Below are 20,570 nucleotides of genomic sequence, written 5' to 3'. Positions count from 1 at the left end.
CAAAGGAAACGCGTGTCCCTTTCCGGTGTCCCCCGGCCCACCGGCCGGTCCTGGTTCAACCCGTCCACCTGGCACCTCCGCACCCGCCTGATCCTGCTCTCCATGGCGCTCCTGGTGGCCATCTCCAGCGCCATCGGCGTGGTCAGCTACGCCTCCATGGATGTGGTCCTGACCAACCAGCTGGACTCGCAGCTGATGCTGGCCTCCCGCGGACGGCCGCCGGAGGGCAACCCGTCCGGCCGACCGGACCCCCTCGATGCCCGGGGCCAGAGTGTGGGGACGCTCAACGCACGGGTGGTGGGCGGCCAGGTCAGCCGGGAGGCGGGCTTCCTGTCTTCCGATGCCACCCGCACGGCGCTGACTTCCGCCGATGTGGCCACCCTGCAGGCGTTGCCCCGCAATGGCCTTCCCGTGGACCGCAAGCTGTCCAACGGCGATTACCGGCTGATGGCCACGGCCACCCCTTACGGCGACGTGGTGATCACCGGCCTGCCGCTGGCAACGAAACAAAGCACCGAGGCCTCGCTGGTGCTCACGATGGTGCTGGTGTCACTGGGCGGCCTGGTCGTGATCGGGCTTGCGGGCACTGCCTTGATCCGCCGGACCATGCGTCCGCTGGAACAGCTGTCCGACGTCGCCACCAAGGTCTCCAAACTGCCCCTCGACGCCGGCGAGGTGGCGCTTGCCGTGCGCGTACCGCCGTCCGCAGCGCATCCCACCACCGAGGTGGGCAGCGTGGGCCATGCCCTGAACCTGATGCTGGACAACGTCTCCAGCGCCCTGGAGGCCCGGCAGCGCAGCGAGATGAAGGTGCGCCAGTTCGTTGCGGACGCTTCCCATGAGCTCAGGACGCCCCTGACCGCCATCCGCGGGTACACCGAGCTGATGCGCATGACCGAGACCTTTACCGAGGACGGCCGGAAGTCACTGGGCCGCGTCCAAAGCCAGTCCGAGCGCATGACCGCGCTGGTGGAGGACCTGCTCCTGCTGGCCAGGCTTGATGAGGGCAAGGCAACCGAAACCACCGATGTGGACCTTACCCAGCTGGTGGTGGAAACCGTCAGCGATGAAAAGATCATGGCCCCGGACCACACGTGGCAGCTGACGCTGCCCGATGAGCCCGTCACGGTCCGCGGGGATGCCACCCAGCTGCACCAGGTGCTGGCCAACCTGCTGTCCAACGCCCGGAAGCACACACCGGCCGGCACCACCGTAACCACCGGGTTGATGCGCTCGGCCGATGGGAGCGTGGTGGTGACGGTTACCGACGACGGGCCCGGCATCCCCGCCGAATTCCAGGGCAACATCTTTTCGCGCTTCACCCGGGCCGACGCCGCCCGCTCAGGCTCAGAAGGCTCGTCGGGCCTGGGCCTGTCCATCGTCGAATCCATCGTCATGGCCCACGGAGGCACGGTGGAACTGGTGTCCCGGCCAGGCAGGACCGAGTTTGCGGTCCGCCTTCCCGTGCCCGGACCCGCCGCCGCCTGACCGCCACACACGCAGAGGGCGGTGGCCACTGAAGGCCAAGCCCGCGCCAGTTGCACAGCGCCGGTTGCACAGCGCCAGTTACACAGGCACATCACAGGTTGCGCCTAAAGCCCTCAAATCCGGCGGCGCCACTGTTGATCCATGACGCTCACCGACTCCACTTCAGGAACCCTGCCGGACGCCGCGGTGGCCCCGGCGGGCCTTCCTTCCCGCGGACATGCCGCGCGGCGCGCACCCGTGGACACCCGTACCACCGTCCCCGTCCTTGACGTGACCATTCCCGTTTTCAACGAGGAACGTGACCTTGAGGAATGCCTTCGCCGGCTCCACGGGCACCTGCTGGATACCTTTCCACACAGCTTCCGGATCACCGTGGCGGACAACGCCAGCACGGATGGAACCCTGAAGATCGCCGAGCGGCTGGCCCGGGAGTTCCCTGAGCTCGTGGCGGTCCACCTGGATGAGAAGGGCCGCGGCAACGCCCTGCGCAAAGTGTGGCTGGCCTCCCCGTCACCGGTGCTGGCCTACATGGACGTGGACCTTTCCACCGACCTCGCCGCCCTGCCGCCGCTGCTGGCGCCCCTGATTTCCGGGCATTCGGACCTCGCCATCGGCACCCGGCTGACCCGCAACTCCCGCGTCGTCCGCGGGCCCAAGCGGGAGTTCATCTCACGCAGCTACAACATGATGCTGCACTCGTTCATGGGCGCGCGGTTCAGCGACGCGCAGTGCGGGTTCAAAGCCATCCGCGCCGACGTCGCCCAGCAGATCCTGCCCTACACCGTGGACAACTCCTGGTTCTTCGACACCGAGCTTTTGGTCCTCGCCGAACGCTGCGGCCTGCGTGTCCATGAGGTCCCCGTTGACTGGATCGACGATCCCGATTCCAGCGTGGACGTGGTACGCACAGCACTGGCCGACGTGAGGGGAATGGCCCGGCTCACCCGCGACTTGGTCTACGGTCGCATCCCGGTCCCGGAACTGCGCGCAGCCCTGGCACGGGGTCCGATCCCGGCGTCCTCGCGGTCCGGTGAGCAGACACGCGGCAGCAGCCTTTTCGGCCAGCTGGTCCGGTTCGCCGCGATTGGCGCCGCCTCAACCCTGGCGTACCTCCTGATCTTCGTGTTCTGCCGGGGATTCATGGACCCGCAGTTGGCCAACTTCCTTGCACTGCTGATCACCGCCGTGGCCAACACTGGCGCCAACAGGCGCTTCACGTTCGGCATCCAGGGCGGCAACCCGGTCCGGCACCACTTCGAAGGGCTGATCGTGTTCGGCATCGGCCTGCTGCTCACCTCCGGAGCACTCGCCTTTGTACACCGGACGACGACGCCTGACCGGTGGGTGGAAGTCCTCACCGTTGTGGCGGCGAACCTGGCAGCCACGGCGGTCCGGTTCCTGCTGTTCCGGCTCTGGGTGTTCCGCGGCAACCACGGCAACCGGACCACCAAAGACGCCCCCACTTCGACAGAAACGGCAGCATCATGACCTCCACCATTTCGCCGGCGGACGCCGGCTCACCCGCCGGCCGGCAGCCGTCGCCATCCGGCCACGCTGCCTCCTCCCCCGGGGCGGCCGATACCGCACCCCGCTGGACCCGCTACGCCTTCGGTGCGCAGCCCCGCTGGGTGAGGCCTTCCGCCGTGGGGCTCCTGGCAGCCACGGCGGTCCTGTATCTGTGGAACCTGGCAGCAACCGGCTACGGAAACTCCTTCTATGCAGCCGCCATCCAGGCCGGCACCAAGGACTGGACGGCGTTCCTTTTCGGCTCGCTGGACGCAGGGAACGCCATCACGGTGGACAAGCCGCCGGCAGCACTCTGGATCCCCGCCCTCGCAGGGCGCATCTTCGGTTTTTCACCACTGAGCATGCTGGTGCCGGAAGCACTCATGGGGGTGGCCGCCGTCGGGTTCCTCTACTTGGCCGTCAAACGCGTCTCGGGACCTGCCGCAGGCCTGCTGGCCGGCGCTGCCCTGGCGCTGACGCCGGTGGCTGCGCTCATGTTCAAGTTCAACAACCCGGACGCCATGCTCACCCTGTGCCTGGTGCTTGCTGCCTACTTCACCACCCGCGCCATTGAGAGGGCGGGTTGGAAGTGGCTGGTGGCCGCCGGCGCCGTGGTTGGCCTGGCATTCCTGACCAAGATGCTGCAGGGCTTCCTGATTGTTCCCGCGCTGGGACTGGCCTATCTGTGGGCCGCACCCACGCCGATGGGGCGCCGGCTGGTGCACCTGCTTGGCGCGCTGGGCGGAATCGTCGTGGTTGCCGGCAGCTACATCGCCCTGTTCCAGCTGACACCGGCCTCCGAGCGGCCGTACATGGCAGGGTCCAGCACCAACAGCTTCCTTGAACTGACGTTCGGCTACAACGGACTGGCCCGTCTCACCGGTTCCGGCGAGGGCATGCCCGGCGGGGCCGGGGGTGCTGCTGCCGGCGGTCCCGGAGGCGGCTTCGGCGGCGGCAACGCCGGATTCGGCGGGGCGGCCGGGCTGCTGCGGATGTTCGGCACCAGCTTTGGCGGTGAGGTCTCGTGGCTTCTGCCCGCCGCCCTGGTCCTGCTGGTGGCAGGCCTCTGGTTCACGCGCCGGGAAGTACGCACCTCCCCGGGCCGCGCGGCCCTGATCCTGTGGGGCGGCTGGCTCGTGGTCACCGGAGGTGTCTTCAGCTTCATGAGCGGCATTGTCCATCCCTACTACTCAGTGGCACTGGCGCCGGCGATCGCAGCGCTGGTGGGCATAGGCGCAGTGGAGCTCTGGCGTGGCCGCAGCTACTGGCCGGCCCGGATCGTCCTCGCCGTGACCGTCCTCGGCACCTCTGTGTGGTCGGCAGTCCTGCTGGGCCGCGACACGTCGTGGCTCCCCTGGCTGCGGGTCGCCATCATCGTGCTCGGCGTCCTCGCCGCCGCCGCAATCCTCCTCCGCCTCGATGCACTGGGCACCTCAAAACCGGGCACCTCGAAACTGGGCGCCTCCGGACGGTTCCGCCGGGCCGGTGCGGCCGCCGTCGTCGTCGTATCCCTCCTGGCCGGCGGTCTTGGGACAGCGGGGTGGACCCTCGCCACCGCTGCTTCCGCCCACTCCGGTTCCATTCCGACGTCGGGCCCGGCGGGTTCGTCCGCGGGTGGCTTCGGCAACCGTGCCGCTGGATTCGGCGGCGCACGGGCTGACGGCAGGGAGGCCGCCACTGACGCTGCCAACGGCGCGGGTGGACTCGATCCCTTCGGCGGCATCGACGGCGCAGCCGGCCCCGGCGGTACCGGGGGCGCCGGCGGCGCCGGGGGCCCGGGCGAAGGATCCGCAGATGCGGCGGTGGCGGCACTCCTGAAGGCCACCACCACGAAGTGGTCCGCGATCGTCTCCGGCGCCAGCCAGGCAGCCAGCCTGGAACTCGCCACGAACACCAACGTCATTGCCCTGGGCGGTTGGAACGGCGGGGACCCCTACCCCACGCTCGCCCAGTTCCAGGACATGGTGGCCAAGGGCGAGATCGGCTACTTCATCCAAGGCGGTGGCATGGGAGGCGGCGGCATGGGTGGCCGCGGCAATTCAGAGGTGGCCGCCTGGGTCCAGGCCAACTTCCAGGCCCAGACCGTAGGCAACTCCACCGTGTACCAACTCACCAAGTAGGACTCAATGGCCAGCCACTACCCAGTGTCCGTCCACACTGCGTCGGTCCACACCGGACACCCTGCCGGTGCTCCTGCCGCCGCGCATCATCCTGTCCCGGCCCGCTTCCGGCCGGACCCGCGGGCGCTCCGGCGGCGGCTGGAACTGGCAGCGGTGCTGGCCGGGACCGCCGTGCTGTACTTGTGGAACCTTGGAGCATCCGGCTGGGCCAACGCGTTCTATTCCGCCGCGGCCCAGGCCGGATCGCAGGACTGGGCGGCCTGGTTTTTCGGCTCCTCCGACGCCGCCAACGCCATCACGGTGGACAAGCCGCCGGCGTCGTTGTGGGTCATGGGGTTGTCCGTCCGGATCTTCGGCCTCAGTTCCTGGAGCATCCTGGTCCCCCAGGCGCTGATGGGCGTCGGCACCGCCTGGCTGCTCTACCTGGCCGTACGGCGGGCCGCGGCGCCTGCCACGGCCGATCCACGGCTGGCGCACCGCGCAGGACTGATCGCCGCAGCCGTCCTGGCCCTCACCCCCGTTGCCACGCTGATGTTCCGCTTCAACAACCCGGACGCCCTGCTGGTGCTGCTCATGACGGCAGCCGCCTACGCGGTCCTCCGTGCAGTCCAGGAGGACCGGTTGCGCTGGCTCCTGCTGGCCGGAGTGTTCCTGGGCTTCGGCTTCCTGGCCAAGCAGCTGCAGGTCCTGCTGGTGGTTCCGGGATTCGCCATCGCCTACGCGCTGGCAGGCCCGCACAGGCTCCCGCGGCGCCTGCTCCGGCTGGCCGCGGCGGGAGCGGCCATGGTGGCCTCCGCCGGGTGGTGGCTCCTGGCGGTGGAGCTGACGCCGGCCGGCCTGCGTCCCTACATCGGCGGATCGCAAAACAACTCCATCCTGGAGCTCACGCTGGGTTACAACGGGCTGGGCCGGCTGACGGGCGACGAGACCGGCAGTGTGGGCGGCGGCAACGGCTGGGGAGATCCCGGGCTGCTCCGGATGTTCAACAGCGAGTTCGGCGGCCAGATCGCGTGGCTGCTGCCGTCCGCCCTGATCCTTGCGGCGGGCCTGCTGTGGTTGGGCCGGCGGGCACCGCGGACGGATGCGGTCCGCACCGCCGTCATCATCTGGGGCTTGTGGGTGCTGGTGACGGGCCTGGTCTTCAGCTTCATGGCGGGCATCATCCACCCTTACTACGCCGTGGCGCTGGCGCCGGGGATCGCCGGGCTTGCGGGGCTGGGCACGGTCCTCCTGTGGCAGCACCGGCAGCAGCCACCCGCCGCACTCCTGCTGGCCGCAGCGGTGGCCGCGGCCGCCCTGATGGCCTTCCAGCTGCTTGGCACCACGTCCGCCTACGGCGCGGGGCTGCGTTGGCTGGTCCTTTCCGGAGGCCTGGCGGCCGCAGCGGGCGTGGCGTTCGGCAGGTTCCTGCGCTGGCGTGCCGTGCAGCGGACGACGGCGGCGCTCGCCATTGCGGCGTCGCTCACCGGGCCGCTGGCGTACTCCCTTTCCACGGCGTCGACAACGCACAGCGGGGCGATAGTCAGTGCCGGGCCGTCGTCGGGCTTCGGCCCTGGCGGGACGGGCCCTGGCCGGACCGGCCTTGGCGGGACCGGGACAGGCAGCACCAGGCAGCCAGCAACCCAGGGAAACACGGCCCGCCAGCAGGGCGCGCCCGGAGGAACACTTCCCGGCGGAACCGCTGCTGCAAGTGGTCGCGGAGGCGGAGCCTTGGGAGGCCTCTTGGGCGCCCCAACGCCGTCCGCGGAACTCGTGGCAGCACTCAGGAATGGCGCCTCAGGCTACACCTGGGCAGCGGCAGTGGTGGGTTCGAACAACGCTGCCGGTTACCAGTTGGCAACGGAACTGCCGGTCATGGCGGTGGGTGGGTTCAACGGCACAGATCCCGCCCCTACCTTGGCGGAGTTCCAGGATCTGGTGTCCCAGGGAAAGATCCACTACTTCATCACAGGCGGAACCATCCGGGCCAGTACCGGTTCGGACGCTGCCGCCCAGATCGCCCAGTGGGTGGCGAACAACTTCACGGCGCAGAGCATTGGCGGCACCACCGTCTACCTGTTGGCTGGGTAACGGGAACTGTAACGGTCGGCGCGCTGCGCTCATGAAATGGGGCGGCCATACCCCAATGGGACCGAGGTTACGAACGGGGAATCCGGCAAATCAACGCGCTGAGGATCGTGACTTCCGTTACCTAAATGTGACTTTCGCGTGCACTTCCTGTAGCGTCGATTGGGTGCGGCCCCCGTTCGGGCCGCATATCCCGGGTCGACGCCAAGCTCTGCCGCTTCCCCGGATTCCGATTGAGCTACGGCAGAGGCGGGGGACCCACCGTCCCGGGCATTGAATGCCCTTGGGGTTAAGCCAGTACGTGATCTTTCCGTACGGCCGGATGCCCTCATCCGAACCCGACAGCTAACTCCGCAGGTGTGAGAGGCGATCAATCATGTCCAAAAACACGGCAGAAGCACGCCTGCTGCAGGCCAAGGCTAAACACAGGGCCGCGCAGCAGGCCAAGAAGACCACCCTGGGCCAGCGCGCCGCCGTCCTTGCAGCATCGTGCGCGGTGCTGGTGGGGGTAGGCGCGGCAGGACAGGCCACCAGCAGCATGACTCCGGTGTCATCCACCGCGTCCAACCCTTCCACGTCAGCGTCCGACGCTCAAATGAGCATCGAGAAGAGCGAGATCCGCTCCAACCCGGCAGCAAGCCCCGCGCCCGCTGCCATCAGCGTGGCACCGCAGGCAGCGGAACCGGCCCCCGCAGCGGCACCGGCAGCACCCGCAGCGCCTGCCCCGGCCCCGGCGCCTGAGCCCGCCCCCGCACCTGAGCCGGCTCGCGCCGTCGCGGTTAACGATCCTGCAGGCGCCCAAGCGTACGCCGCCAGCCAGCTGGGGGCGTTTGGCTGGGGACCGGACCAGATGCAGTGCCTGCAGACGCTGTGGACCAAGGAGTCCGACTGGACCACCACGGCCACCAATTCCAGCAGCGGGGCATACGGCATCGTCCAGTCCCTGCCCGCTGAGAAGATGGCAAGCGCCGGCGCGGACTACCTCACCAACTACCGCACGCAGATCAATTGGGGCCTGGACTACATCAAGAAGAGCTACCAGTCGCCCTGTGGTGCCCTGAACTTCCACCTGGCCCACAACTGGTACTAGGCACTCCTCCCCCCGGCGGCAGCGATGCCGGGGGAACTGCACCAAAGCGGCGGGCCGCATCATCATGATGCGGCCCGCCGCTTTGGTTAACCAGCGCCCGGTCCGGCGTCCTGTCCGGTGTTCCCGCCAGCGCCCTGCCCGGCGTTCCGCCACGGGATGTACTGGACAGCCCACTTGTTTCCGTCCGGATCGGCGAAGTACACGAAGTGGCCCCAGTCCTGGACGTCCACATCGCTGACATCCACGCCGTTGCTCTTGAGCTGGTCATGCGCCGCATTGATGTCGTCGACCACCATCTGCAGGTTGGAGCCCGTGCCGGGCGGGGCGTCGACGAGTCCTTCGCCGATGCAGATGGAGCAGGCCGAGCCCGGCGGCGTCAACTGCACAAAGCGGATGGAGTCCGACGGCCGCTCGTCGTAGTCGGCGTTAAAGCCCACTTTGTTGACGTAGAAGTCCTTGGCACGGTCAACGTCGGATACGGGGACAAAGACAAGCTCGAGTTTCCAGTCCATCTGCACAGGCTAGCGGCGGGACACCCGTTGGGAAAGAGCCCGTTCAAACAGGGCCGAAGTGCTACCCGGCGATGCCGTAGAGGCGGTCGCCGGCGTCGCCCAGCCCGGGGACAATGTAGGACTTCTCGTTGAGCTTCTCGTCGATGGAGGCCAGGACGATGTGCACGTTGGCCCCTGACAGTTCCTCCTCCAGCCGCGCCAGGCCCTCGGGGGCGGCCAGCAGGCAGATGCAGGTGACGTCGGAAGCGCCGCGCTTGAACAGGAACTTGATGGCTTCGCGCAGGGTTCCGCCCGTGGCCAGCATGGGGTCCAGGACGAAAACCTGGCGGCCGGTGAGGTCCTCCGGCAGGCGCTCCGCGTAGGTGATGATGTCCAGTGTCTCCTCGTCCCGGGCCATGCCCAGGAAACCCACTTCAGCGGTGGGAACCAGCTTGGTCATGCCTTCCAGCATTCCCAGGCCGGCGCGCAGGATGGGAACCACCAGCGGGGTGGGCTTGGTGAAGGCGGTGCCGACGGTGGTGCTGACGGGCGTCTCGATGGTGACGGGCTCGGTGCGGACCTCCCGAGTGGCTTCGTAGGCCAGCAGGGTCACCAGCTCTTCCGTCAGCTGGCGGAAGACCGGCGACGGCGTGTTCTTGTCCCTCAGGACAGTGAGCTTGTGGGCGACCAGGGGGTGGTCAACAACGAGAGTGCGCATCCCCCAAAACTATCACTCGGCGCTGCCCTTCCCGCGTCCGGAGTGTTCGCCGTCGTGCAGTTCCTCGGCCACCACGTCCCGGACGATGGGACGGTCGAACGACGGCGCTGCCCCTGCGTGCTCGCGCCTTCGGACCAGGTGGAACAGCCGGTGGGCCAGGATAACGATTGCCACCCAGGCCAGGCCCAGGATCCAGCCGGCCATAACGTCCGTGAGCCAGTGGTGGCCCAGGAAGACCCGGCTCAGGCCCATGGCGATGATGAAGATCGAGCCGGCGGTGATGGCGGTAACCCGGACCCGCATGGTGTGGAACTGAAGGCAGATGAGGTAGATCACCAGACTGATCACCACGGTGGTGTTCAGGGTGTGCCCGCTGGGGAAGGATGGCGAATCCTCGTAAGGGGGGACGGCGTCCGCATGGTCGGGCCGGGTACGGCCCACCAGCTTCTTGCCGAACGTGGTGGCGGTGACGGACGCTGCCGCTGCACCGCCGATCAGGACCAGCGGACGCCAGTTCCGGCTCAGGAAGGTCAACCACGCGGTGAGGATGCTGGCCAGGATGGGCATCCCGATGCCGCCGCCGATGTTGGTGAAACCGGTGACAAAGGAGTCAAGGCCGGGGCTGCGGAGGCCTTCGGCAAAGGCAAGGGCAGGCTTGTCCAGGTTGGCCAGGCCAGCGGAGTCCACCACATCGTCGTAGACCTCTGCCCCAAGCAGCGCCAGGGACACGATGACCACACCGCCCACAAGGATGGTGAGGATCAACGCCGCATAGGGTTTGAACCAAATACCCAATCGGTCCCGAAGAGTGTCCATGGTGCCTCCCGGCATCGGCAAGTAACCTGACTAACCCCGAAACTATCATTGAGCCATGCCCTTGCCCGAAAAGAAACACGAGGCCTGGATGGGCCTTGCCCTGGCGGAGGCCCGCCGTGCGCTCGACACGGAGGACGTGCCCATCGGCGCCGTAGTGATAGGGCCCGACGGCGACGTTCTGGGTTCGGGACGCAACCAGCGGGAGGAGCTGGGCGACCCCACAGCCCACGCCGAGGTGGTGGCCATCAGGGAGGCGGCCGGACGGCTGCAGGAACGGGCACGGCTCGGCGGCGGCCAGGGCGACGGGTGGCGCTTGTCCGACTGCACGCTGGTGGTCACCCTGGAACCCTGCGCCATGTGTGCGGGCGCAATCGTCCTGGCGAGGATTCCCCGGGTTGTGTTCGGGGCCTGGGATGAGAAGGCCGGCGCTGCGGGATCGGTATTCGATATCCTCCGCGAGCGCCGGCTGAACCACTGGGTTGAGGTGTATCCCGGGGTCCGCGGGGAAGAGTGCGCTTTACTGCTGCGCGAATTTTTCGCCGCCCACCGGAGCAGCCTCTAGCCCTGCCGCTCCCCGTGTCCGCCGGGTCCCTCCAGGAGGGCCAGCACGTCCTGCGCTGGTTCGCTCCATCCCGGCAGCCTGGTCCGCGCATCGAGCGCAGCTGAACGCCATTTTTCCCGGGTCTTTCCATCCACCAGCCAACCCCGCAGTGCATTGGCCAGGCGGCCGGGACTCTCCTGTCCGCCGTCTGGAAGGGTAAGCACTGCCCCCGGAAGGCGGGGTTCGCCGTCGGCCGTTCCCAGCCCGCCCATGCCAAGCGCCTCCACCGCCCCGGTCCCGGCACGGACCAGAACAGGAATGCCGTGGGCCAGGGATTCGGTGACGGCCATACCGAAAGCCTCCAGCCGCGACACCAGCAGGGTCAGGTCCGTCCGCGCCCATTCGGCCTCCAGGGCTTCGCCAATGAGCTCGCCGGTGAGCTGCACCCGCCGCTGGAGCCCGTGGGCAGTAATGGCAGCCCGGACCTCCCGTGCGTAGTCCGGGTCCGCCTGCTCGGAGCCCACGAACGACGCAGTCCATTCAAGGTCCTGGATCCGGGCCAGGGCATGCACGGACAGCAGCTGGTCCTTGTTTGGCAGCAGCGCGGCGATGACCGCCACGTGCGGCGGCCTGGATCCCTGGGCCAGGGGTGCGGGGTTGACGCCGGGAAGGACAACGGTGACCCGGGAAAGCCCCCTTTCCAGGAGGAGGGATGCAGACGACGTGCTGGTGCAGATCACGCCGGTTGCCGCACGGAGGGCTCTCGCTTCGCGTTCCAGGGCCGCAGCCCCGGAGCTTTCCTCAACGGGCATATGCACCAGGACCCATGTTTCCCCGCCCGCCTTCGCGGCGTATTCGAGTTCATCCGGGGCACCTACCGCCACCAGGCCGTCCACGATGGCCACCGCGTCCCCGTGGTGTGCCTCAGGTTCCCATGCTCCGAGGAGGGTGCCCAGCCGGCGTCGTTCCTTGGCGCCGGCGTCCGGCCAGTTGCCCTCCACGGCAACCACCTCCACCTCCGCGCCCCGTTCCTGCAGGCCCGCAACCAGGCGCGCGTTGTAGACGTTGCCGCCTGAGCTGTGGCGGATATTGCCGGGAACCAGCAGCCGGATGGGACGCATGGCTACGCGGTGAGGTCCAGGGAAAAGGTGGCCCAGGCGTCAGGATTCTCGCGCAGGGTGACCTCCAGTCCTGCGAGTTCACGGCCGTCGTCGTTGTCCTTGATCTCTGCAGCCACCTTCCGGGCGATGTACTCGGCGAGGGCTTCCGTGGTGCTGAGCTTGCCCTCGAAGTCCGGGTGCTCGTCCAGGTTGCGGTAGTTCAGGCCGGCGAGCACCTCCTCGATGATGGTCCCGGCGGCGCCGATGTCCAGGACGATCGCGTCGGCATTCAGGGCGCGACGGCGGAAGGCCACCTCGGCGACGAAGGTTGCACCGTGCAGGCCCTGGGCGGGGCCGAAAGCCTCACGGGGAAGGCTGTGGGCAATCATGAAGTGGCGGCGGATGGTCAGGCTGAACATTGTTACCTCAAGTCTTTGGGGTTGTGGGTGGCTGGGCTGGGCGCGGGACTGCCGGCAGGATATTCGACGACGTGGCACAGGGCTTCCAGGCTGCCGTCCGCCAGGCTCTGGACCACGCTCGGCAGGTCCTCGAACCGGGACGATCCCGTCAGGAACGCGTCGAAGACGGGGTCCTTGAGCAGCGACACGGCCAGGTCCAGGCGGTCCGCATTGGTGCGCCTGTGGCGCCGGGAACGCGCCACCATGCCCACCTGGCTCGCCCTGATGGACAGCCGCCTGGCGTGGAAGTCCTCTCCGAGCGGCACAGTGACCTCACGGTTGGCATACCAGGACATTTCGATGATTTCGCCTTCATCGCCGGCGAGCTGCAGGCTGCGCTCCAGGCCTTCCTGCGAGGCCGAGCAGTGGAACACGATGTCGCAGTCCGCCAGGGCGTCATCGGGGTGTGCGAAGTCCACGCCCAGGGTGTCCGCGAGCTTTTTCCTGCCCGGATCGAGGTCCACCAACTGCAGGCGCTGCAACGGGAAGGTGCGCAGCAGCGTAGCCACCATGCCGCCCACCAGGCCGGCTCCGACAACGGCAATCCGGTCGCCCAGCCGAGGCCCGGCTTCCCACAGGGCGTTGACCGCGGTTTCCACCGTGCCGGTGAGGACCGCCCGCCGGGATGGAACGCTGTCGGGAACCCTGGTTAGAGAGGTCACCGGCACCACATAGAGGTCCTGATGCGGATTCAGGCAAAAGACGCGCCGGCCCTTCCACTCCTCAGGACCTTCCTCCACGACTCCCACCGAGAGGTAGCCGAATTTCACCGGCCCTGGGAACGTTCCCTCCTGGCGTGGGGCACGCATCTCTTCCGCGACACGTGGCGGCACGGCTCCGGCGTGGACCACCATTTCGGTGCCCTTGCTGATGCCGGAGTACAGGGCACGCACCAAAGCTTCGCCCGTCCCCGGCGCGGGCACTTCTTCGGCTCTGAGCTCGCCGTGTTCCTTGGCGGTGGTCCAGTAAGCGGTTGCGTGGATCGGAGTCTGTGAATTTGTCATCTTGCTGATGAATCTAACCGGACGCGCGGTGGCGGGGAAAGTCCGACGGCGGATGGCGGGGTTTGGTGCCGCGCGGCGGCGTCCGTGCCGGCCCTTCTTGAGGAGCCTTTGCTGGGGGCGGGTAGGGCGTCAGGAGGTGCAGGTGCAGAGGGCGGCGGGGCGTGGACCTGCCGGAACATGTGCGGACGGGCAGGGGCCCGGGCGGACGTGCCGCAACTTGTGCGGGCGGACCGGACTGAAGACGCGGCAGTGCAGCAGCTTCGGCTTAGACGCCGAGGTGTTTAAGCAGTGCCTCTTCGAGGAGGCTTCGTTCGCCGGGCAGGAACCCGGGTGGCCACTTTGGTGGTTCCCAGTCCTGGTGTTCGCTTGTGTAGTGGCGGCCGGTGGGTGAGGTCCAGCCGGGTGGTTCGTTCGTGCTGGCCGGGGTGGGTTTCCAGGCGGTGGTGTGCCGGAGCCTGTGGTGTTTCGGGCAGGGCTGTCCCAGGTTGCTGATGCCGGTGGTGCCGCCGTGGTGCCAGGCGAGGAGATGGTCGGCCTCCGTGTCCAGGGAGGTGTTGCTGCAGCCCGGGAACGGGCATTTCCCGTCCCGCATCCGCAGCCAGGCCCGCATCGCCTTGGGAATCCGGTAACTCTTCCGGCCGATCTCCAACGGCGCCCCGTCCCGCGGGTCCACCAACACCCGGTAAAACGAGGCCGCCCCGTCCGCGACCAGTCGCCGCGCCATCGACGCCGGCACCGGACCATACCCGTCCAGCATCGCCGGTTCATCGGTCAGGCCCATCAGCGCGAACACCGGAACCGTAACCAGGACCTCGGCGCGGACCGATGGCAAGCGTCCCGGCCCGGCGCCGTCAGTGCCACCGGCACCGGCGCCCGGCCGCGCAGCAGCCAAGGCGCCGGCAGTGGCACTGGCACTGGTGAGACTGGTGCTGCCGCCCCGGGTGTTGCCGCTGCCGAGGATCGCTGCGGTGAAACTGTCAGCGCGCAGCTGGGGCATGGTCCTGTCCTCGCCCGGCCCCTGCAGGCCCCGTGCGGCAGCGGTGAGCCGGTTCCACCCGGACATGGCCTGGTCCGCGGGCAGGTACGCGCCCAGCCACGCCATCCCGTCCCGGTCCGGCCGGAACTCCACCCGCCGCTCCGCCACACCCCTGGCGTGCCGCTTCTCCATCGATTCGGCGTGGTGGCGTTCCCGCCAGGTCCGGGCCTTGACCCGGAACCGGTGCGCCGGCAGCTCCCCAACCGGGCAGCCCCGGGCGGCATCCTGTGCTTCAGGGTCCAGGAAATGCGCCTCCAACGCCGCCGCCCCCGCCGCATCAAGGCTCGCCGTTTCGTCGGCCAGCACTATCGCGTGCTGCCACGACAGGGTCCCGGACTGCAACGCCTCCAAAGTCCGCGGCAAGCTGCTGGTCAGGGCGTGGGACGTGGCCAGGAACGACGCCGCCGCCCGCGGACCCAGGGCCAGCACGCACCCGATCTCCGCCGCGACCGCCATCTCCTGCGCCACCACCGGCACGTCCGGCCCCGCCACAGCATGCGCAGCCTCCGCGTACCCCACCGCAGCCTTCGCCTTCACCCCCGCAACCCGCGCCTCGACCTCCCGGGCCCCGGCGAGGATGTCCAGGCACCCATCCGCCAAACCGGCCAGCGGATCAGAAACCGCATCAGCATCCGCGAACGCCTCCAGACCCTCCCCATCCACCTCAGCCTGAAGCACAGCAAGGGCAGCACGGATCTCCTCGAACGCCCTCACCACCGCCGCTTTCCCCATAAACCCATCATGGCAAGGGGGTCCGACATTCTGGCCGTGAAGAGTCAGGTCAATCCTGCAGCCTTCCCTCAAGCAACTCCTCGAGTCCCCGCTTGAAGCCGGACCGGCCGCCATGGGCAGGATGCCGGATCTTAGGGGCAGCCAGGCCGCTGCGCTGCAGGCTGTGCTGGGCCACATTTCCCACTGCCACGATGGAGCTGATCCCGAAGATCTCCGCGAGCTCCTGCCAGAAGGATGTTCCGAGCTTGGTTTCCGAGGGTTTTGGTGTGCGGTTGGACAAGGGCTTGCCGGGCTGGTGGGGGTGCCAGGGGAAAGCACTCCAGAGCAGCGGTACGATGTCCACTTCTTCGAGGACTTGCCACAGCACCGTTGCAGTAGGTTCGGCGGCTATTCCCGCGGCGTCCGGCGGCAGCACATAGCCTTTGCCGGGGCCGAAGAGTCCAAACCTGTTGACGGGACCTTCGATGATGGTCCTGTTGGTGAAGGGCACGCCCGTGATCCGCATGCCCCTAAAGCCCGGGGCCTCACCCACCAGCAGTACCCTGGGCCGCCGGTCCAGCATTTCCTGCAGGTAGATCTCAAGGTTGCGCCGGCGCAGCTCATTCGCCGGGACGGAACGGTTGAAGAAGTTGTTGCAGGCCGGCCCGGCCTCGACGGCGGCCAGCCGCTCAACGAAGGCTTGAATTGCTGGCGCTGTCATCCGCCGGAGTGGTCCAGGACCGCCGCAACGCGTTCCGCTGCCGGTGCGTCCGCGCGGGACAGCCGGGCTTTCCGAAGGTTTTCGCGCACGATCCAGCGGACATCCTTGTCCTGGCTGGCTGCCCACCGCTCCAGCCGCGCGAAGCCCAGGGCAGGGGAAGCGGCCGCGGCAACGCTCCAGCAATAGCCGAGCCCCTGGCGCAGCACGCGGAATTGATCCAGCTTCCGCGATTCCGGGCCGGTTCCTTCGACCGACGCCGTGATCCGGTCGAGGGTTTCCACTGCCTTGGCTGCATCTTCCGGTACGCGGAGCAGCCGTGGTTCGCAGACCCCGGCTGCAAGGGCACGTTGGACCAGGGGCTTCCCGTCCACCCATTCCCTGGCCAATGCCCACAGTGCCCGCATGTCCGCGTCTCCCAGCCGCTGCAGGGCCATGGCAACACCTTCACGAACCCGCCAGCGCCCGTCCTCCGCCAAGACCCTTAGTGTTTCCGCGGCGCGCTGGTCACCCGCGGCAAGCAGGCGGCCGAGGCCGACAGCAGCGCACATGGCAAGGTACTCGTCCGGACTGTCAACGAGCCGTCGGATCAGGCCGGGATCCGCCACGTCGGCGAACGCCGCAACCAGTTCAAGGTTGCCGCGCGGCCCCGGCAATCCTGACTCGGCGCGGAGGTACGCCTCCCATTGCGCCGACGGCAGCGCTTCCAGGACCGCCCGGTAGTCCGACGTCTTGGTCATCGTTCAACTCCCTGCCGCCCACAGGTGCTGCCGTTGGAGCTGCCTACCAGCGGGGGTGGATGGCCTCACGGAAGTAGTGGTCGTAGATCCAGCGGACGCCGGCGTCGAACTCTTCGCTGATGCTGACCGTGGCCGCGGCGGCGTTGGCCCTGGCCTGATCCACGTTGCGCGCGCCGGGGATCACCGAGGTGACGCCGTCCTGCGCGGCAATCCACGCAATGGCCGCCTGCGCGGTGGTGGCGCCCTCCGGCACCAGCTGTTCGAACTCCGCCACGGCCTTCAGGCCCAGTTCGTAGTCCACGCCGGAGAAAGTCTCGCCAACGTCGAACGCCTCGCCCTTGCGGTTGTAGTTCCGGTGGTCGTTCTCCGCGAAGGTGGTCTCTTTCGAGTACTTCCCGGACAGCAGGCCGGACGCCAGCGGCACGCGGGCGATGATGCCCACCCCGGCCGCTTTGGCGGCCGGAAGCACCTCGTCCAGCGGCTTGAGCCGGAAGGCGTTCAGGATGATCTGCACCGAGGCAGTTCCCTCGTGGCGGATGGCTTCGAGGGCCTCGTCCGTCCGCTCCACGCTGACGCCGTAGTTACGGATGGCGCCTTCGCCCACAAGGGTGTCCAGGGCGTCGTAGACCTCGTTGTTGCTGTAGACCGGGGTGGGCGGGCAGTGCAGCTGGACCAGGTCCAGGGTGTCCGTGCCCAGGTTTTTCCTTGAGCGGTCCACCCATTGGCGGAAATTGGCCAGCGTGTAGTTTTCCGGCCGCTGTTCCATCCGGCGGCCCATCTTGGTGGCCACCGTGACGCCGAGGCCCGGGTTGTCCGCCAGGAACTTCCCGATAGCCTGCTCACTCTTGCCGTCGCCATACACGTCTGCGGTGTCGAAGAGGGTGACCCCGGCCTCCACGGAGGCGGCGAGGATGGCCTGCGCCTGTGCCGGGTCCACGTTGCCCCAGTCCGCGCCGAGCTGCCAGGTGCCGAGCCCCACGATGGAGACGTTCCGTCCGGTCTTGCCTAAAATCCGCTGTTCCATCCCCTGACTATATGCAACGATGCAACCCGCAGTCAGGTTGCCCCGCTGCGAGCACCTTTTGGGCCTTCCGCACGCACGGTGCGGGCACGGCCCCGGGGTTATGATTGGGCGTGCTCGAGCTTGGGCACCAGCCCCGCCTCCTTCAGCCCCAGGTAGATGCGGTCCCGGGCAATTGGCAGCGACGCGAAGCGCACGCCCGTGGCGTTGCGGATGGCGTTGGCCAGCGCCGGCGCCACCGGGTTGAAGGGGCTTTCGCTCATCGACTTGGCCCCCAGCGGCCCCATCTTGTCGTTGGTGTCCGCGAAGTACACCTCGCTGCGCGGCACGTCCGCAAAAGTAGGGATGTGGTACTGCCGCAGGATGTCCGTGGTGACCTTCCCGGCGTCGTCCACCACCACCTCCTCGTAGAGCGTGGCGCCAAGGGCCTGGGCGATCCCACCTTCGATCTGGCCGCGGCACTGCCGCGGGTTGACCACCACGCCGGCGTCGGCCGCCTGCACGCTTTGCAGGATCTTCAGCTCGCCGGTGCCGCGGTTCACCGCCACCCGGAAGCCGTGCACATTGAATGCGACGGAGCGCGGAGTCCCGCCCCAGCGCCCCTCGGCGGCGAGTTCGACGCCGGCACTCTCCGCGGCCTGGGCCAGTTCAGACAGTGCCACGGGAGTCCCGTCGACCACCAGGACGTCGTCCTCAAGGACGCAGGCGGACGCCTGGGTCTGCCGGATGCCGGCGGCGAATGCACGGATCCGGACGGCCAGTTCCTCTGCTGCGGCGAGGGTGGCCTTGCCGGCCACTACGGTGCCGGCCGAGCCGAAGGCGCCGGTATCGTGCTCCACCAGGTCCGTGTCCGATTGCCGCACCGCCACCCTGGACGCTTCCGTGGAGAGGGCGGTAGCGGCAAGCTGGGCGTGCACCGTGGTGGTGCCGTTCCCGAACTCGGCGGTCCCGACGTCGGCCTGGTACGTTCCGTCCGGCAGGAGCCGGAGCCTTGAATGGGCAAAGTGGCCGCGCGGCGGCACGGTGTCGATCATGGACAGGGCCGTGCCTTCGCCCACCATCCAGTCAGGCCCCAGGTCCTCAAGGCGGGCCTGCCGGTAGCGTTCGCGGCCGCGGTCCAGCGCGTCCCTGACCAGGTCCAGGCATTGGTCCAGCCCGTAGCTGCCGTAATGGACGTCCTCTTCCGGGTCCGGCTGGGTGGACAGCATGTGGTCCCCTTCCCGGACCATGTTCCGGCGGCGGAACTCGAACGGGTCCATGCCGATCCCGGCGGCGAGCTCATCCATGGCGGACTCGACGGCGAAGATCATCTGGCTCAGCCCGTACCCGCGGAAAGCTCCGGACGGCACGGTGTTGGTGTACACAGAATGCGCGTCCACCTTCTTGTTGGCGCAGTTGTAGACCGCCAGCGATTCGCCGCAGCCGTGGAACATGACGCCGGGGCCGTGGTTTCCGTAGGCGCCGGTGTTGGTCACCACGTCCAGCTCCAGGGCCGTCAGCTTCCCGTCCTTGCTGGCTCCGGCCTTCAGCTTGATGGTGAAGGGGTGCCGGGTGGTGGTGGCGGTGAACTGTTCGGTGCGGGTCAGTTCCAGCTGGACGGGCCGGCCGAGCTGGAGGGCCGCGAGCGCCACGAGGTCCTCGGTGAGCACTTCCTGCTTGCCGCCGAACCCGCCGCCCACGCGGCCGGCCACCACATGCACCTTGTCCTCTTCCAGGCCGAAGATCCGGCACAGGGTGCGGCGGACCAGGAAGGGGACCTGGCTGGAGGTGCGCACCTGCAGCCGTCCTTCAGCGTCCACCGAGGCGATGGCTGCATGGGTTTCCAGTGCCACGTGCTGGACCCGCTGGGTTTGGTAGGTCTTTTCGTGGATGAAGTCGGCGGCAGCGAAACCGTCGGCCACGCTGCCCAGCTCCGAGTGGAGCTCCGCCACCACGTTCCGATCAGGCCGGGCGATCCGGGAGCCTGCAGCATCCTTGCCACCGTGGACCAGCGGGGCGCCGGGCAGAAGTGCTTCCTGCGGTGAGAGGACTGCCGGGAGTTCCTCGTAGTCCACCTGGAGGGCACGGACGCCGGCTTCCGCGGCGCCCACCGATTCAGCCACGACGGCGGCAACCCGCTGCCCGATGAACCGCGCCACGTCATCGAGCACCCGCGTGTCGTCGGGGTCGTCCGTGTACAGCTCATGTTGGGCGGTGGAGAACAGCTGCTCCGGGGCGTCTTCGGAGGTGAAGACAGCCACCACGCCTGGAACCCTTAGTGCCGCGGACTTGTCGATGGACACCACCCGCGCGTGGGCGTGCGGCGAACGCAGGACCTTCAGGTGCAGCAGCCCCTGCAGCTGTTCCCTCAGCTGCTCCGGCGGCACGTCCAGGGTGTACCGGGCAGCGCCCGTGACCACCGCGCGGCTGGCCGGCGCCGGGACGTCATCGCCCAGCCGGCCCGGCTCCGGAACCGGCTGCCCGTCCCCTGCGATGCCGGAGCCCGGCCCCTGGGGATCCGGGTGCCCGGCGTCCCCGCAGACGGCATCCGCGATGGCACGGTAGCCGGTGCACCGGCAGAGGTTGCCTTTGAGGTTCCGGGGCAGGTTCTCCTTCTGTTCATCTGTGAAGGTGGCGGCCGTCATCACCATGCCGGCCGTGCAGAAGCCGCACTGGAAGCCCTGGCGCTCCAGGAACTGCTGCTGCACCGGGTGGAGCTGCCCGTCGTGGGCGCCGGCATCCGCGAGCCCCTCGATAGTGGTGACGGCATGGCCCTCCGCCCGGACAGCCGGGTAGATGCAGCTGTGGACCGGGGTGCCGTCCACGTGCACCGTGCAGGCACCGCAGTCGCCGCCGTCACAGCCTTTCTTTACCCCCAGGTTTCCCTGCTCCCGCAGGAACGTGCGCAGGCACTGCCCGGGACGGGGTGCCGCGTCCGCGGAAATTCCGTTAATCTCGATGGCCAT

Annotated in this window: 17 protein-coding genes and 1 riboswitch; of the genes, 6 read left to right on the top strand and 11 right to left on the bottom strand. The window is 68.3% G+C overall.

The annotated features are described in order from the left end of the window. Window positions 1–12 precede the first annotated feature (12 nt). From FB478_RS09440 to FB478_RS09420, 5 genes are all read left to right on the top strand, one after another. Window positions 13–1,488 carry a HAMP domain-containing sensor histidine kinase gene (locus FB478_RS09440; protein ID WP_144600268.1) on the top strand — a complete coding sequence of 492 codons (1,476 nt, stop codon included), beginning with the start codon at window positions 13–15 and terminating at the stop codon, window positions 1,486–1,488. A gap of 141 nt (window positions 1,489–1,629) precedes the next feature. After that, window positions 1,630–2,976 (top strand): bifunctional glycosyltransferase family 2/GtrA family protein, encoded by a 1,347-nt coding sequence (locus tag FB478_RS09435; protein WP_018771236.1) that lies wholly within the window; start codon window positions 1,630–1,632, stop codon window positions 2,974–2,976. After that, on the top strand, window positions 2,973–5,114 hold the full coding sequence (locus FB478_RS09430) for a glycosyltransferase family 39 protein (RefSeq protein ID WP_144600267.1): 2,142 nt from the start codon (window positions 2,973–2,975) through the stop codon (window positions 5,112–5,114). Before FB478_RS09435 ends, FB478_RS09430 begins: the two co-directional genes overlap by 4 nt. A gap of 6 nt (window positions 5,115–5,120) precedes the next feature. Beyond that, on the top strand, window positions 5,121–7,184 hold the full coding sequence (locus tag FB478_RS09425; RefSeq protein ID WP_144600266.1) for a glycosyltransferase family 39 protein: 2,064 nt from the start codon (window positions 5,121–5,123) through the stop codon (window positions 7,182–7,184). Window positions 7,185–7,391: 207 nt separating this feature from the next. Further along, window positions 7,392–7,552, top strand: a riboswitch (cyclic di-AMP (ydaO/yuaA leader). 5 nt (window positions 7,553–7,557) lie between these two features. Beyond that, the gene (locus FB478_RS09420; protein ID WP_018771239.1) at window positions 7,558–8,271 is read left to right on the top strand and encodes a hypothetical protein; all 714 of its coding nucleotides are present in this window, start codon (window positions 7,558–7,560) and stop codon (window positions 8,269–8,271) included. An 86-nt stretch (window positions 8,272–8,357) separates the two neighbouring features. Here FB478_RS09420 and FB478_RS09415 read toward each other — a convergent pair whose 3' ends face one another. The 3 genes from FB478_RS09415 to FB478_RS09405 form a co-directional block, all read right to left on the bottom strand. Continuing rightward, entirely contained in the window at window positions 8,358–8,783 is a 426-nt protein-coding gene (locus tag FB478_RS09415; protein WP_056389305.1) for a VOC family protein, read from the bottom strand. Window positions 8,784–8,844: 61 nt separating this feature from the next. Continuing rightward, window positions 8,845–9,480, bottom strand: a complete 636-nt coding sequence (gene upp / locus FB478_RS09410) for a uracil phosphoribosyltransferase (protein ID WP_018771241.1) — start codon at window positions 9,478–9,480, stop codon at window positions 8,845–8,847. 12 nt (window positions 9,481–9,492) lie between these two features. Continuing rightward, window positions 9,493–10,296 carry a phosphatase PAP2 family protein gene (locus FB478_RS09405; protein ID WP_043425400.1) on the bottom strand — a complete coding sequence of 268 codons (804 nt, stop codon included), beginning with the start codon at window positions 10,294–10,296 and terminating at the stop codon, window positions 9,493–9,495. Window positions 10,297–10,351: 55 nt separating this feature from the next. On the opposite strand from FB478_RS09405, the gene tadA reads away from it, so the two are divergent. After that, window positions 10,352–10,858, top strand: a complete 507-nt coding sequence (gene tadA, locus FB478_RS09400) for a tRNA adenosine(34) deaminase TadA (RefSeq protein ID WP_144600265.1) — start codon at window positions 10,352–10,354, stop codon at window positions 10,856–10,858. Here tadA and FB478_RS09395 read toward each other — a convergent pair. The 8 genes from FB478_RS09395 to FB478_RS09360 form a co-directional block, all read right to left on the bottom strand. After that, complete coding sequence (locus FB478_RS09395) at window positions 10,855–11,958, bottom strand: glycosyltransferase family 4 protein (RefSeq protein ID WP_144600264.1); 1,104 nt, start codon at window positions 11,956–11,958, stop codon at window positions 10,855–10,857. The two genes, tadA and FB478_RS09395, sit on opposite strands and share 4 nt — an antisense overlap. 2 nt (window positions 11,959–11,960) lie before the next feature. Beyond that, on the bottom strand, window positions 11,961–12,356 hold the full coding sequence (locus FB478_RS09390) for a 6-carboxytetrahydropterin synthase (RefSeq protein WP_018771245.1): 396 nt from the start codon (window positions 12,354–12,356) through the stop codon (window positions 11,961–11,963). A 2-nt stretch (window positions 12,357–12,358) separates the two neighbouring features. Beyond that, entirely contained in the window at window positions 12,359–13,399 is a 1,041-nt protein-coding gene (locus FB478_RS09385) for a zinc-binding alcohol dehydrogenase (RefSeq protein WP_144600263.1), read from the bottom strand. Between the two features lie 265 nt (window positions 13,400–13,664). Beyond that, on the bottom strand, window positions 13,665–15,167 hold the full coding sequence (locus FB478_RS09380) for an HNH endonuclease signature motif containing protein (RefSeq protein ID WP_144600262.1): 1,503 nt from the start codon (window positions 15,165–15,167) through the stop codon (window positions 13,665–13,667). A 49-nt stretch (window positions 15,168–15,216) separates the two neighbouring features. Beyond that, window positions 15,217–15,867, bottom strand: a complete 651-nt coding sequence (locus FB478_RS09375; protein ID WP_056391385.1) for a uracil-DNA glycosylase — start codon at window positions 15,865–15,867, stop codon at window positions 15,217–15,219. Continuing rightward, window positions 15,864–16,604: a HEAT repeat domain-containing protein gene (locus tag FB478_RS09370; protein ID WP_144600261.1), complete on the bottom strand. Its 741-nt coding sequence runs from the start codon at window positions 16,602–16,604 to the stop codon at window positions 15,864–15,866. Before FB478_RS09370 ends, FB478_RS09375 begins: the two co-directional genes overlap by 4 nt. 43 nt (window positions 16,605–16,647) lie before the next feature. Then, window positions 16,648–17,628 (bottom strand): aldo/keto reductase, encoded by a 981-nt coding sequence (locus FB478_RS09365; protein WP_144600260.1) that lies wholly within the window; start codon window positions 17,626–17,628, stop codon window positions 16,648–16,650. 98 nt (window positions 17,629–17,726) lie between these two features. After that, window positions 17,727–20,570 (bottom strand): molybdopterin-dependent oxidoreductase, encoded by a 2,844-nt coding sequence (locus tag FB478_RS09360; protein ID WP_144600259.1) that lies wholly within the window; start codon window positions 20,568–20,570, stop codon window positions 17,727–17,729.

Source organism: Arthrobacter sp. AG367, assembly GCF_007828995.1.
In the GTDB taxonomy this organism is placed as follows: Bacteria; Actinomycetota; Actinomycetes; order Actinomycetales; family Micrococcaceae; genus Arthrobacter.
Note: the sequence above shows the minus strand (reverse complement) of the source record. Positions and strands in the feature narration are given on the sequence as shown.